The sequence below is a fragment of the Klebsiella terrigena genome (genome assembly GCF_012029655.1).
GTDB classification, from domain to species: Bacteria; Pseudomonadota; Gammaproteobacteria; order Enterobacterales; family Enterobacteriaceae; genus Klebsiella; species Klebsiella terrigena.
In genome coordinates, this window is sequence record NZ_CP050508.1 from 3851888 (window position 1) to 3864548 (window position 12661).

Here is a 12661-nt window from a genome sequence, read left to right on the forward strand (position 1 = left end):
TTTATCTATCCTTAACAACTTTAATCGATTTTTTATACTTATGAACCCACTGATATTCTGGTTCATGAATATTATTTTCTAACGCATAAACAGTTTTGTTTTGTTCAACACATGTTCTTATCGCATATTGAGTTCCACTTTTATCTCCAGCTCTTGCTACCACAACACCTTCTCTTGAAAGGCTAACGGTTGTGAGATTTCTGTTTGCAAAATAAGAGCCTTGAGAAAGTATACCAACCGGATATTCACTCAAAACGAGATGTTCTTTCGCAATCAATTCTTGAAGCTTTTTGTTTTCAGCTGGATAGGCAATATTTATAGGGTTACCTAAAACCGCTATCGTTTTTGCTCCAAGTTTTATTGCTGTTTGATGGCCAAGCGTATCCGAACCTTTTGCAAGTCCGCTGACAATAACCTGAAAACCGGCTTTTACAAGCCGTTCCAAGGCATTTAAACCTTGCGTAATATGTTCAGGATTATCAAGATTCCTTGTACCAACAAAAGAAATGCTTCGAGGCAGTTTCAATATATTAATATCACCTCGATAATACAAAACAGGTGGAGCACCATAAATATCTTGAAGTAAATCTGGATAATTATCGTCTAAACAATTAATCACTCCAAAATTTACTTTCAAACTTGAAAATATCTTATCAAGCTTAGAAACTATATCCGAATCGGGTGGTATCATTGAAAAGTGATAATCATATAGCTTTTGTATACTCCCAAAATTTAATAATAAACTTTTTAACTCGGCATTGGATTTTTTGGATCCTACTCCTATTTTTTTGGCTAAAATCAATGCTGCGTGTTGCCAAGCTTCACTTTGTGCAACAGTAAGTGTAAGAGAGCTATCCATGTTTGTTCCTATCAGTCACTCGTTGTCTGTCCTCCACATTATAAGATAATGAATCAATTTGAAATCCAGTTTGTTTATACATTTCAGTTTCCGGTAGTTTTTCAAAGCCATATGGAGTTAGGAGATGGGTTTTTTAAAAATGCTTAACAGAGGCCAAAAAAAATAAAAAAAATAAATAATATCAACACATTAAAGGCATAGCATTGATACCAAACACTATAGTAAACTGAAAAACACTGAAATTCTTTTCAATCTTTTCAGTTCTGGTTTTCCGCAAAGCCGCCAGCACTGGCGCGGTCTGGCGGTGCGGTTTGAAGAAAAATAAAACTGAAAAATTTTTATGATCCAAAAACCGCAGGCGGGTGCGGTGTAGCGCCGATTTCGTCCGGGAAAGATTTATTTTGCCAGGCTGTGGCGCAGCGTGCCGCCATCTGCTGCGGTGATCTATTTCTGGCGCAGCCCGCGTTGGATTGGGTGTTCGTGGCATTCTGGGGCGTCTGGCGCGGTCTGGTGGCGGGTACAAAAAAACCCGCATTATGCGGGCTGAGTAAGAGGGGTTATTCAGCGATGATGGGGGAGTATTTCTCGTTAAGTGTATCGGTCTTCGCCGCCACCCCCTCAATCTCTCTGGCGTTGGTTGGCAGGCCGGTCTCCGGGTGGGCATGTCTGGCAGTGAGTGTGGCCAGTTCTTTCACCACGTCGAGCGTGTCCAGCATCAGTTGTGTCACATTTATTTGTTCTGAGCCGATCCAGACCACCGGCGCAACAATCTGCTGCTGCACGGCGGCGACGCTGCGGCGTATCGCGCCAATCTTCTCTATCAGGCCTTTGCCAGTGGTTGTGGTCTGCTGGCCAGCAACCTCCGTTTCATCATCGCCGCTGATTGTTGCCAGGCGATTTCGACCTGTGGCCACAGCATAATCCCCGGTCGCAATCTGCTGAATGGCCCCTGCCGTCATTTGCGCCGTGCCGAGCACCGTGGTTTTGTCAGTGGCTTTCACCATCGTTTCCCGCGTGACCAGCTCGCGTTTTTCCGTATCGGCGGTCACTTCCCTGGACATGGAGTCTTCACGGATACTCTGATCGGTTTTTCGTTCCCAGTCTCCGGCCTGGGTGACGCGCTGCGATACCTCTTCGCGTTGCTGTTGCAGCTGCTCTCCCGACTTCAGGTCAGGCAGGCTTGTACCGTCTGCATGACTGCCACGGATGAAAGGCTTATCCGGACGCCCTCCGGTGAACCCGATTTCGACCAGCGTTCCCAGCGCCGGGAACTGAAACAGCCCGGAATCATGCCCCGCCATCGGCACCGGCAGCGGTACGGCTGAATACACCGGCGTGCTGCCGTCCGGGTTGCCGTTCGCGTCCAGCAGTTGCACATCCACGGCGTAGCGCGGGCGAAACGGATCGGCAAAATTACCGCTGCTGACTGGTTCGGTATGCGCCACGACGCGCCCCATTCTTGGGGTATGCAGTCCGTTGGCCAGCTCCGGGTAAGCTGCTTCAATCTGGCGCTGAAAGGCGGTTTTCTGTAACGGCTGGCCCGTCTGTTTGTTGCGCGGCGTCCAGGTCACGGTCATATCCGCATTATGCAGATGAACGCGGGTGATCCGCTGGCCGTTCATCTCCACACCGGGGCGCAGGCTCTGCACCACCGGCAGCGTCATACTGTTGCCTCCCGCCGTGCTTTGGGCAAATTCTGCCGGGATTTCCACTTCCCGACCGGCGAACATGGCTCCTTCAGCACCACCCAGATATAATCCACCGTCCGGCAGTGGATGCCAGATATAGTCCGGCACGCTGAATGCCTGCCCCAGTACATTCAGAAGCTGAAAACCAGTGCCGCTGTGGGTGAAATGGGGGATCGGCGTAGTCGCATACGTGGCATCCGGCACCTGAACGGTGATGCCGCTCTGCTCTGCCAGCCAGCCGCCAATTTGTTTCAGTGTCGGGTGCTGCATGGAGCATGGCCACAACTTATCGAATACGCCCGCCAGCTCGCGCACGAAGAGGCGCTGGAAGCCGTTTTCCGCAGGCTGGGAGCGCTCAACGTACCCGGTAAACCAGCGAAGCAGCAGATCGGTATAGCCCACATCAACCCGCACCAGCTTGCCGGTATAGTCCTGATCCGTCTGTGCGGTGATAAATCCCCGGCCGCAGCTGTTCAGCTCCAGCACCAGATCGATATCCGGGCAGTGAACCTGCTGCGTTGATAAATAAACTCGTTGAACTGGTTTCACGCATTACCCCAGCGCTTCATTTACGGGCTTAAGCACCTTGCTCTCAAACCACGTCAGTTTCTCGTCACTTTCCCCGGCTGAGGCTGTTCCGCTCCCCGTGGCACCTGTACCCGCCGTTTGCTTCTGTGCGGAGACCTTTCCGGCCGCACGCTCTTCCCGCTTTTCCGGTACGCTGATAAATTCGGTCAGCGTGAACGTGACCAGCCAGGACATGCGCCCTTCCTGCTGCGGCGCGTCCAGGCTTCCGGTAAACGTCGCTTCACGGAATCCGACTGCACGGGCTGCATCGTGCGCAACCCGGTATTTCTGCCGCTGGCCATCGTCACCGGTGGCGCTGGCCAGCTCAAAGATGCGCTTCAGCACCTCCGGGGTTTTAAACGGTACTTCGCCGGATACGCGCAGCTCTTTGCCCTTCGTTCCCTGCTCTGCCCTGGCAGTGGAACTGGTCTGCCCGGACTGCTCTTTATCCTGAAACTGCATAGTGAGCGTGACCCGCATATTTTTCAGCGGGATACCTTCGCCGTTAAGCGCCAGTGTCGCTATCGAGTTCATGTATCATCTCCCTGAGTCCTGCCAGATTTTCCCCGACCATCATCACCGCAGCGCAATGCACCGCCGACACGGCCGGAATATCTTTCACCATGCTGCGCAGCGTGGTGGTGATATCGCCCTGCGCGGTGAACGCCCAGGCACGGGCGCTTTTCCCCTTCAGCGATCCCAGCCCGCTGGACACCTCGTCAAGAATGCCGGTTCTCTCCCGGATGAAGTCGGCCAGCGCTGCCTTTGCCCCCGCCAGACTAAAACCGGATGCGGCCTGCATCTGCCCTTCCACGATTCGTTGCGCATTCAGCGCTGCGCGTGTTGTCGGTGTGGAGAACGGCACGGCCGCAACTGACGCGATTGCAGGTGACGGGATCAGCATCCTCTCTGTGGCCAGCTCTGCCGCCGACTGCGCCAGTCGTTTAACCTGTGTCATGGCGGGAACCGGCAGAACATCAACCAGTCCATCGAGATTCTGCATAAAATCATCATGGCTGCTGCCGGTAATTAGGAATATCACCACATCGGAAATATCGCCGATATCAGCCAGTTGCTGCGCCAGATACGAAACAGCATTCGCCGGGCTGAGATATGTGCCGTTCTCCGTTTTCTGGCCAAGCCCATATACCCAAGGGTGCGCTGGCAAAACAGTACAGCTTCCAAACGGCATGGTTTCTTTTAACTGAATTTTACTGTATTTCCACATGTAGCCTGCCAGTACAGATAAAAATCACTGTGCGAGTGATCAGGATAATGGCTGCAATCTCTCGGCATTATTAGATATTGCCTCAGATGGTGTCATTCCATTATCAAAAAAATCCACCCACGCCCCTTTATAAACTGGCCTTAGATTACTTTCTTTTGCCAGAGAAACAATTTCAGAAAACCATTTATCAAAAGGAGGCAACATTTTTTCTTCATCCATGCTCAATCCCATAGCAGTGTTGCAGTTAGATGCCGGTCAAGCCCATCGATACTGGTGACTGACACGTTTAATTGTTTTCCCTCTGTGTCAGATTTAATCTGCACTGAGGCTCCGTTAGACCCACCATCAATATCTATTCTCGAACCATAATTCTTTGCTTCACTTGCGATAATAACCATATCAACATATGTTGACTCATATTTAAAGACCAACGGAACACGAAATAAAACACTCGCACCAGTAGAGTTCACTCGCCCTTCAATCAGTAATGTTCTGAATATATGATCACCGTACAGGCCAGGTGATATATTCCCCAGCGTTGTTGAAAATACGCTACCAACACCAGAACTCAGCACACCTGACTGACTGTCAATACACCCTCGTCCATTAACTGACTTCGAAAGTCCCGTATTAACTTCATCAGGGCACCCGAGACAGGAACGGATCACTTTCAGAAGCGTGTTTTTTTCATTGTGTAAAGATTTTACAAACCCAAAGAAATTACATCCCGCAGCAATGACATTCGAACTTCCCGTTCCCGTGGAGGAAAAGATAAACGAAGGTGATCTCAGCCCACCGCCATCGTCATCAGCCCCGGTACCTGTCACGACTCCGTTCATCGTAATTGAACTTTTGTCACCGACGACCATGAAATGACAGGAGCTATTATCACCCTCAGTGACATTTGCGCCCGACCGGCGAACAACGGTGCCATCAATAACCCAGCTCCCCCCTTCTAAAGCTGCAATAGCCGCATATCCTGCGCGGTCGCATAATTCACCGGAAATAATATTTTCAACAGATTTATAAGCATAATAATTTTCCTGTCCGTTCCATTCATTTCTTACACCTATGAAAGAATTATTATTCGCCCCGGTGAGTAATGATACCCCTCTTGTTTTATTCGCGTTAATGACAGAGTCGATCACACGGGAATCTATCAGGTTACGCACCCCCGTTCCATTCCCGGAAATATTGCACGCCTGTACATATAACGTTGCAATATAATTACTCCAGCCAAGCCCCACGCCAAACCGATAAATACCGCACTCAATAAAACGACTGCCATTCATTTGTGATGAACTGGATACACCGTATGTCAGACTGCCACTTTGCTCACGCCCGTCAAAATTTACCTGCCTAAAAGTGTGGCGACCTGTCATATAAAATAAAAATGCCTTTCCGGATGCCTTACGGATAACCGTGCCGCACCCGTTAAATGCTGAATCATTACCGACTACGTAGGGACGTTTACAGACACCATACATATTAAAACCGGATGGCAATGTTACAGGTGTATTTCCGTGAACATAAACCCCAGCTACTGGCGGATAAAAAAGCTCGGTGACGCCATCATTAATTGCTTTCTTCAGCGCATAATCGGTATCAATCTCCGCCCCTGCCTGGCTTTTTATCTTAACCAAATCTTCATCAGTCATATATTGATGAATGGATGCACGTACAACACGGTCAAGCTCCAGAAAACTCACCATATCTTCCACTGATTCTTTTCCGAGCATTCCCCTCCCGGCAGGCGTTAATTCAGTCAGTCCGGTGCTTTTTTCCCCGGTAAAGTAAGGGATCATATCCTTTCTGGCATCCAGACCAGACAGTGATGTGAGAGTGTCATCAAGCGGCTGTTTTTTATTTATTTCGTTAACAATTCCTGATTTCACACCGGGTAATCGGAGGTCACTCACTCCCCCGTCCACATTGATTTCAGCAATAGCGAAAACATAATGCTTTTCGTCATTTTCTGTGTAGTTTTCCAGCATCTCCGCAACCGTCAGTTTCACTGACGACGCCCAGACACTGGTTAGTGTCCCCTTCCAGGACACATCCACCCAGATTTTACTCGGTAGCTGACCAACAGTAAGATTCTGATCAAACAGCAGTTCCCCACGAACACCGGCAATGTATGCCGTGCCTTTTTTAACCAGATAGTTGTCGGTGTCTTTTACTACCAGAAAACTGTCATCCATGAATGCGGCCGAACCGTAAATGTCCATGTTCTTACAGCGGATACGCTCATCAACACCGTTCAGGCGGGCAGTGAAATCAATCTGCCAGGTATCTGCCGGGGTGATAATCTGGGTCTGCTCTGACGCGCCGTTATACTCCATCAGAAAAGAACGGGTTAAAACGTTACCCTGCTGGCCAGTCGCCGTTTTAATTTTCTTCTGCGTGGGCGCATGAACAATCATCGCCACCACGTTATTATCTTTGTTGACCAGCCCCACCCAGTTGAAGTCAAAGTCACCCACATCCGCGCCCATCACCACGGAGTAAACCACGGCGTTGTTATTCACCATCCCGGTTTTACCCACAGCCTGACGATGCACAATCAGCGCAGCGTCCGGCAACCCCTCACCGCGATCAACAGGACTGGTAATGTCCAGATTTGGAATATTTGCAAACACAAATTCATCAAGAATGACAACGCCACCGTTGGCCGCTTCCTGGGCTTTCAGCTGTTCAAAGGCGGAAGTAATCACCGTCTGACTCATAAATAATACCTACAGTTTTGCGCCAAATATGGCGTTATCATTGATTCCATCACTGGCCGGAAAACAAATATATTCCCCGTCCAGTCGTTTTTCCCCGCCGATATATTCCCCGGCGTAATAGCAGACTAATTCCCCGTCATTCCACCCGGCGTTGATATACAGCTGAAGCGTGTTCATTACCTCAAAGCGATAGCGGCGGCAGGTACGGCCGTACTGGCGGATAATCTGCATCATCAGATCTGCGTTCTGCGCAATCTGGCTGTCCGAAACACGAACAATAATCACATCCCAGTCAATGTCCGGCTGACGTTCCAGCAGCTCCACGTAGCCAATCCCCAGGCGTTCAAAGATGGCAATAAAACCGGCGATGGAGCCTGAATCCGCCGCGTTCACAAAGGCATACGCCACGCGCTTTCTGAACAGGTACAGCGGCTCACCGTTGAAGCGGGTAATATCCCTGTCATAGGCCATCAGCCGTAAAATCGACTCCGAGCAGGTCAGCGGGTCGAACTGGTTAACCGGCCAGGTGATCCACTCCCAGACCAGCTTCCAGTAGAGCCGGGCTGTATTCAGTAATTTGCGCGGCTCGCCTTTGTTCATCCATGACGGCAGCGTTAACCCGGCCAGTTTTTTATCAAAATCAGTCATGTTCGATACTCACCGTCAGGCTGGTCAGACGCGGGACGTTCAGATCGCTGACGATATCCCGCAGGGAAAAGGTGACTGAATCCACCGCCGTAAACGTCCGGTGGATCTCCCTGCCCAGATTAGAGAAGGAGAACCGGCCATACGGCCACGTCTTCTTCACGTCATAATCCGTGTTTTCCCGAAACGCACAGCGCACCAGATTTTCCACCCCCGACAGCAGCGCATCGCGTTCATCAGCCAGCATGTTGTCCGGGTCAGGCAGGTACAGAACAACATCCAGATCGTGGGATGTTTCCGGCATAGCGTAACACTGCATATCATCGCCATGTCCGTGGTGACCCTGCGTGTTGATGTAGTCATTCACCGCCGCCACAAAGGGATCGGAGATCACGCCGCTGTCCAGCAACAAATAGGCGTTAGCGGTTCCTGGCCCGCGCGGGGCGTCATGCTCAAAGTAAATACGGTCAATACTCAGCCCGGCAATGCCCGCAATCATGGAGCGGTAAACCGCATCGGTGTGGTAATTACCCACCAGGTTGAACTGGTTACGGCAGCGTTCACGCAGTTCATCGTCGCTCTCTTCATCAGCTCCCGGCACCGTCAGCCAGTTTTCTTCACTCACCACATGGCTGATACCTGACACCGCCACCGGCAGAATCCGGTAATATCCCGGCGCGAGGTTATACGCGCCGCCCGTCCCCTCCGCTTTCACCGGTACCAGTGCACTGGCGGTGCCTGCGGTGAGGGTAAAATCTTCCGTTACCACAAGGCGGTATACCGTGCCGTTGATACGCTCGGTCTGCACCAGCGTTTTGGCTTTAATCGTGACGGCTGCGGCCGGTGAGGCTTTATAGAAGCGGATCACACCCTGTGCGGCCGTTGCCGGTTTAACCGTGATATTGACCGCCCAGGCCAGCAGACGCAGCATCTGCCCGGAAGCCGTCGCCACGAACATATTGGCCAGCACGGTATGGATCATCACGTCGCGCAGCCACATCACCGGTGCAGTGACAATGGCCGTGATCAGCCGCCAGAACGGTGACATTTTCGACGTGTTGGTGATAATGCCTTCATCAGCGGCGATGGTATTAAACCGGTTGCGGGCCTCATCGGCCGTCGCGGGCATACCGCTTTCATTGACCAGGATTTCAAAATCCACCTGCGGTTTTTCCGTCATAGATCCACCCTCAGCGACAGCGGCCCAAAATCATAGGTATCTGCCGTCACCCACAGGCGCGACAGGGTTTCTTCAGTAATGGATACCGTGCCGGGTATCAGCCGTTCATCGTCTTCAATCAACAATTCCATGCGGGTAAAAATATCGCCGCGCAGTGTCGGGCTACGTTCGGCAATTAATTCCGTTGCCAGCCCGCTTTCAATAATGCTGTGAATCACGTCCTGCCCGATACTCTGGCGGTTATTACATAAAACAGGCTCATTACCGGTATTCAGGACAAAATCATCATTTGTAATCAGCAGATCGATATACAATAAATCACTCATAATCCCATCTCCTGCCACTCCTGCAATTTACCCGGTGTAAATGGCTCCTGCGGATAAATATTCACCGTACCGATGCTGTTACCACGCTTATCCACTTTATTATTATTGCTGTTATTAATGGTTCGGCTGATACCGCCCGGCTCAACGCTGCGCAATTGCCCACCCGTTGAAAGTTTATTTTCTGTCACGGGTGGCGTTGTCGTGGTGGTGCTGATATTCACACCGGGGATCATGTTCAATTTATCCACAATCCAGTTCCATGATGCGCTGAAACTTTTTTTAATGGCCTGCCATATACCGTCAAAGAGTTTCATTATTCCCGACGCCATGCCGCTTAATGCGTCGAGCGGCGAAAATCCCGTCAGCAGCGCAATAAAACTATTCCAGCCCGCTGAAATATATTCCCACACGGAGGCAAAGAGATTCGCCAGCCAGCTGACAGCCTGCGCCACAGCCTGAAAAGCGGCTGTGTCCATCACAGCAGCTTTGACCGTGTCCCAGTGCTTAACCAGCAGATAACACCCGGCGACCAGCAGCGCGATGGCCCCGATAACCAGCAAAACCGGCCAGCTCATAAAGTTAATGGCGGCACCGGTCAGCATCGCGGCCGTACGAACCACCGTCAGCGCTCCACTGACCAGTTTCAGCGCGGCTCCCCAGCCCGTCAGGATGAAAGCAGACAGCCCCATGATAATATTCAGGATCGCCCCCACCGCAGCAAACCCCAGTACTGCCATTGCCACCCAGCCCACCGCGCGGGCGATATTCGAGAATAAGCTCATCCAGCGGGCAAAGGTCTGGCCTGTCCGCGCGGCCCAGTCCAGCAGAGGGTTAAGCGCCGGAACCAGCGTTAACCCGATGGCAATCTGAATAGCCCGGATAATGGCCATAAACCGATCCATCGGTTTAACCAGTTTTGCTGCCGCCTCTTGGGTGCGTTTAAGCCCGTCCGCGCCGCCCAACTCGGTGATATTGCGCTGGAGCACGGACACATTGCCATAAAGCTGCTTTACCACCGCCGAACTATCACCGAAGGCGTCATCCAGCTCTTTCTGGGCTTTCAGATTCCCTTCCAGGCTCTGGCCGTATTTCCCCTGTAGCTTAGTGAGAATATCCGGCATGGAGAGCATCTTCCCGGCCGTATCCGTGAACGAGAGGCCCAGCTTTTTACCGCCCTCGATAGCTGAGGTCATGAAGCCCTCGTAGGCGCTGCTGGCTTCCGTTCCCAGGGTGCGACTCAACTCACCCATTACGGCCAGTTGCTCATTCATGCCGACCCCGTAGTTTGTGCCCGCGCCGCGAGCACCTTCCATCAGGTCTTTGACCATCCCCATTTCCAGCCCGAAGCGCTGGCGCATCAGCGTCATTTTCCCGGCCAACTGCTCCGCAAACTGCACTTTTCCCAGCGAATCGGCGTCTGTGCGGAAGTTAGCGAACATCTGGCGCATAAACTCAGCCGTTTCTGCGGTGGATGATTGCATTTCAAATGCCATCAGGTTGGCGACCTTCGTCACCTTCGGCAACTCCTGCCCGGTCAGCCCGGCAATGGCGCTGTTAATCTCTGCGGTGGAACTGACAAAATCGGTGGCCACCGTGCCGTAAGTGGTGCTGAAGGCCAGCGCGTCGCGCTGGACAGTCTTCAGCACGCCAAAATCAATGCCCCTTGCGGACTGCTCCTGAAGCGAGTTAAACATATCAAATGCCGGGGCCAGCATTCCGCCGATGGACTGCCCCACGCCATACAGTGCAGCGCCACCGATACCGATACGTTTAAACGCCTGAACGGACTTATCCGCAAACTGAACAGCCGAATTCTGCGCAGCCTTAAGCGGGCGCGTGAATTTATCAATCAGACTTAACGTAAAATCCAGGCTGTTCATTAGCTTCCCTTAAAAGCAGTCCCAATTCCGTTCGCCACGGCCACACTCATATTTTCCCAGTAGCGATTATCCAGCCACAATGCAGCAGCAATATCATCCAGTGAATCATCACCGCGTGGTAAATAATGTCTGCGCAAAATATAATACTGCTCCATCCCGTTCTGATTAATGGCGGTAATCCGGGCGCTCAGTTTTTTGCAACAATATCCAGCTCAGGCGCAAAGCGCTTATTCACTTCGTTAACCAGCTGCAACGCCGCTCCGGGTAATTTAAGAGTATCAGCCAGATTATCTTTGGTTTCCGTCGTCACAATACGCATCAGATAATTATGTGCGGGAGACACTTTATTATCCATTGACATATCGTTAATTAATTTATTGTAGGCGGCGATGTTCGGCTTAAAGGAAATATCCTTTCCGGCCACGGTCAGTTCAATAATTTTGTTTTCCACGCTGTATTTCCTCTCGCAAGTTAATTTCATCGACCAGCTGGTTATGCCTGGCGGCACACTGCCCGTATAGGTCGCGATAAATCGTTAATACCTCGGCGGCATCCCTGCCCGTTGTGCCTGCCAGCCTCGGCAGGTTCACTGCACATTTAGTTTTCAGGTTTTCCTGAAAGCGCACGCTCGGTGGCTGCTGCTGCATCGTTGTACATGCTGACAAACTCACCAGACATGCACACGTTAGTGAACACCGGCTTAACCACTTCGGTGCGGATCTCACGCGGTGGCGCATTTTTCAAAGCCTCCAGTTGCTCTTCCAGCCTGCGTCCGGACTGGCTGGCCGCGTCCGCCAGGCGGTTGCCGGTAGCCGTCGTCGCCTTGCTGATTGCCAGCGCCACGCTGTCATGCTGCCAGGTGGCCACTTTCCACCCTCCGACAAATGCCAGCACGCAAAGCAGCAGCACACCGGCGACAAGCCTTTCCATCAGCGCACCCCGTTATGTTCCAGGCTGAAGTGATTGCCGTCCGGGTTGGTTTTGAAGCGACCGCCCCAGCTGCCGCCCAGCGACTCCCAGTATTCGCCCAGGGGGCGGTAATCCTCGGTGCGGGTCTTATACTGGCCGTTCACAAACAGATTAAAATCCACTGCCAGACGCTGGGTATGCAGGCTGTTCGAAATCCCGCTTCCCTTTTTCGCGTTCAGCGCCGCCTGCTCCGGCGTGCGGTACGCTTCACCAAACGTCAGACGGAAGCCGTGCTCTTCGGCCCAGTGGATCAAATTGGCCACCATCACCACAAACAGCTGTTGTTTTTCGCTCAACGTCATTTCCCGACTCCTTTACCCAAATCAAAACCCTTTTTCCGCAGCCACACTTCCACACCGTTCAGACCCGCAATACCCAGCGCGGAGCCAATCCCGGCCAGCGCCAGCGGGTGGATATCCGGCACAAAGTACAGCGCCACGCCTGCGGCGAGAGACAATGCGCTGCCGACGATAACGCGCCCCAGGATAAGACGAGCGGTAATCGGCTCATTGCTGGTCAGCATCTTACCCAGCGCAATCAGCGCCCCCATGATGGCCAGCGTGATAAACCCCTTTTCATACTCCTGCATAACT

The 12661-nt window shown here is 51.8% G+C and carries 17 protein-coding genes; all 17 read right to left on the reverse strand.

Annotated elements, in window-relative coordinates; translation table 11 throughout:
* Position 1: 1 nt before the first annotated feature.
* Positions 2-859 (reverse strand): DNA-processing protein DprA, encoded by an 858-nt coding sequence (locus tag HCK03_RS18105; RefSeq protein ID WP_134525470.1) that lies wholly within the window; start codon positions 857-859, stop codon positions 2-4.
* Positions 860-1040: 181 nt separating this feature from the next.
* The gene (locus tag HCK03_RS18110) at positions 1041-1346 is read right to left on the reverse strand and encodes a hypothetical protein (RefSeq protein WP_134525469.1); all 306 of its coding nucleotides are present in this window, start codon (positions 1344-1346) and stop codon (positions 1041-1043) included.
* 70 nt (positions 1347-1416) lie between these two features.
* The gene (locus HCK03_RS18115; RefSeq protein ID WP_134525468.1) at positions 1417-3096 is read right to left on the reverse strand and encodes a hypothetical protein; all 1680 of its coding nucleotides are present in this window, start codon (positions 3094-3096) and stop codon (positions 1417-1419) included.
* Between the two features lie 3 nt (positions 3097-3099).
* Positions 3100-3648, reverse strand: coding sequence for a baseplate complex protein (locus HCK03_RS18120; RefSeq protein WP_134525467.1), 549 nt, complete (start codon positions 3646-3648; stop codon positions 3100-3102).
* On the reverse strand, positions 3620-4342 hold the full coding sequence (locus HCK03_RS18125; RefSeq protein WP_134525466.1) for a hypothetical protein: 723 nt from the start codon (positions 4340-4342) through the stop codon (positions 3620-3622). Before HCK03_RS18125 ends, HCK03_RS18120 begins: the two co-directional genes overlap by 29 nt.
* 39 nt (positions 4343-4381) lie before the next feature.
* Complete coding sequence (locus tag HCK03_RS18130) at positions 4382-4561, reverse strand: hypothetical protein (RefSeq protein WP_141335015.1); 180 nt, start codon at positions 4559-4561, stop codon at positions 4382-4384.
* A gap of 2 nt (positions 4562-4563) precedes the next feature.
* A complete protein-coding gene (locus HCK03_RS18135; RefSeq protein ID WP_141335013.1) occupies positions 4564-7068 on the reverse strand; it encodes a phage tail-collar fiber domain-containing protein in 2505 nt (834 codons plus the stop codon).
* Positions 7069-7077: 9 nt separating this feature from the next.
* Positions 7078-7716: a hypothetical protein gene (locus HCK03_RS18140; RefSeq protein ID WP_141335011.1), complete on the reverse strand. Its 639-nt coding sequence runs from the start codon at positions 7714-7716 to the stop codon at positions 7078-7080.
* Positions 7709-8893, reverse strand: coding sequence for a baseplate J/gp47 family protein (locus HCK03_RS18145; protein WP_167691992.1), 1185 nt, complete (start codon positions 8891-8893; stop codon positions 7709-7711). Before HCK03_RS18145 ends, HCK03_RS18140 begins: the two co-directional genes overlap by 8 nt.
* Complete coding sequence (locus tag HCK03_RS18150; RefSeq protein ID WP_117083115.1) at positions 8890-9219, reverse strand: DUF2590 family protein; 330 nt, start codon at positions 9217-9219, stop codon at positions 8890-8892. Before HCK03_RS18150 ends, HCK03_RS18145 begins: the two co-directional genes overlap by 4 nt.
* Entirely contained in the window at positions 9216-11099 is a 1884-nt protein-coding gene (locus HCK03_RS18155) for a phage tail tape measure protein (RefSeq protein WP_167691993.1), read from the reverse strand. Before HCK03_RS18155 ends, HCK03_RS18150 begins: the two co-directional genes overlap by 4 nt.
* Positions 11099-11254, reverse strand: a complete 156-nt coding sequence (locus tag HCK03_RS18160; RefSeq protein WP_157770524.1) for a DUF6890 family protein — start codon at positions 11252-11254, stop codon at positions 11099-11101. Before HCK03_RS18160 ends, HCK03_RS18155 begins: the two co-directional genes overlap by 1 nt.
* Positions 11255-11286: 32 nt before the next feature.
* Positions 11287-11580: a putative phage tail assembly chaperone gene (locus HCK03_RS18165; RefSeq protein ID WP_206110925.1), complete on the reverse strand. Its 294-nt coding sequence runs from the start codon at positions 11578-11580 to the stop codon at positions 11287-11289.
* A complete protein-coding gene (locus HCK03_RS26415; protein ID WP_228283750.1) occupies positions 11531-11725 on the reverse strand; it encodes a hypothetical protein in 195 nt (64 codons plus the stop codon). Before HCK03_RS26415 ends, HCK03_RS18165 begins: the two co-directional genes overlap by 50 nt.
* A complete protein-coding gene (locus tag HCK03_RS18170; protein WP_167691995.1) occupies positions 11697-12029 on the reverse strand; it encodes a hypothetical protein in 333 nt (110 codons plus the stop codon). Before HCK03_RS18170 ends, HCK03_RS26415 begins: the two co-directional genes overlap by 29 nt.
* Positions 12029-12370, reverse strand: a complete 342-nt coding sequence (locus HCK03_RS18175; RefSeq protein WP_115667889.1) for a M15 family metallopeptidase — start codon at positions 12368-12370, stop codon at positions 12029-12031. The genes HCK03_RS18170 and HCK03_RS18175 overlap by 1 nt, the downstream gene beginning before the upstream one ends.
* Positions 12367-12657, reverse strand: coding sequence for a phage holin family protein (locus HCK03_RS18180; protein WP_042920132.1), 291 nt, complete (start codon positions 12655-12657; stop codon positions 12367-12369). The genes HCK03_RS18175 and HCK03_RS18180 overlap by 4 nt, the downstream gene beginning before the upstream one ends.
* Between the last annotated feature and the right edge of the window lie 4 nt (positions 12658-12661).

Coding starts and splice junctions, on each gene's coding strand:
- HCK03_RS18105 (WP_134525470.1), bottom strand. CDS start 859: ATGGATAGCTCTCTTACACTTACTGTTGCACAAAGTGAAGCTTGGCAA.
- HCK03_RS18110 (WP_134525469.1), bottom strand. CDS start 1,346: ATGCCACGAACACCCAATCCAACGCGGGCTGCGCCAGAAATAGATCAC.
- HCK03_RS18120 (WP_134525467.1), bottom strand. CDS start 3,648: ATGAACTCGATAGCGACACTGGCGCTTAACGGCGAAGGTATCCCGCTG.
- HCK03_RS18125 (WP_134525466.1), bottom strand. CDS start 4,342: ATGTGGAAATACAGTAAAATTCAGTTAAAAGAAACCATGCCGTTTGGA.
- HCK03_RS18130 (WP_141335015.1), bottom strand. CDS start 4,561: ATGGATGAAGAAAAAATGTTGCCTCCTTTTGATAAATGGTTTTCTGAA.
- HCK03_RS18135 (WP_141335013.1), bottom strand. CDS start 7,068: ATGAGTCAGACGGTGATTACTTCCGCCTTTGAACAGCTGAAAGCCCAG.
- HCK03_RS18140 (WP_141335011.1), bottom strand. CDS start 7,716: ATGACTGATTTTGATAAAAAACTGGCCGGGTTAACGCTGCCGTCATGG.
- HCK03_RS18145 (WP_167691992.1), bottom strand. CDS start 8,893: ATGACGGAAAAACCGCAGGTGGATTTTGAAATCCTGGTCAATGAAAGC.
- HCK03_RS18150 (WP_117083115.1), bottom strand. CDS start 9,219: ATGAGTGATTTATTGTATATCGATCTGCTGATTACAAATGATGATTTT.
- HCK03_RS18155 (WP_167691993.1), bottom strand. CDS start 11,099: ATGAACAGCCTGGATTTTACGTTAAGTCTGATTGATAAATTCACGCGC.
- HCK03_RS18160 (WP_157770524.1), bottom strand. CDS start 11,254: ATGGAGCAGTATTATATTTTGCGCAGACATTATTTACCACGCGGTGAT.
- HCK03_RS18165 (WP_206110925.1), bottom strand. CDS start 11,580: ATGAAATTAACTTGCGAGAGGAAATACAGCGTGGAAAACAAAATTATT.
- HCK03_RS18170 (WP_167691995.1), bottom strand. CDS start 12,029: ATGGAAAGGCTTGTCGCCGGTGTGCTGCTGCTTTGCGTGCTGGCATTT.
- HCK03_RS18175 (WP_115667889.1), bottom strand. CDS start 12,370: ATGACGTTGAGCGAAAAACAACAGCTGTTTGTGGTGATGGTGGCCAAT.
- HCK03_RS18180 (WP_042920132.1), bottom strand. CDS start 12,657: ATGCAGGAGTATGAAAAGGGGTTTATCACGCTGGCCATCATGGGGGCG.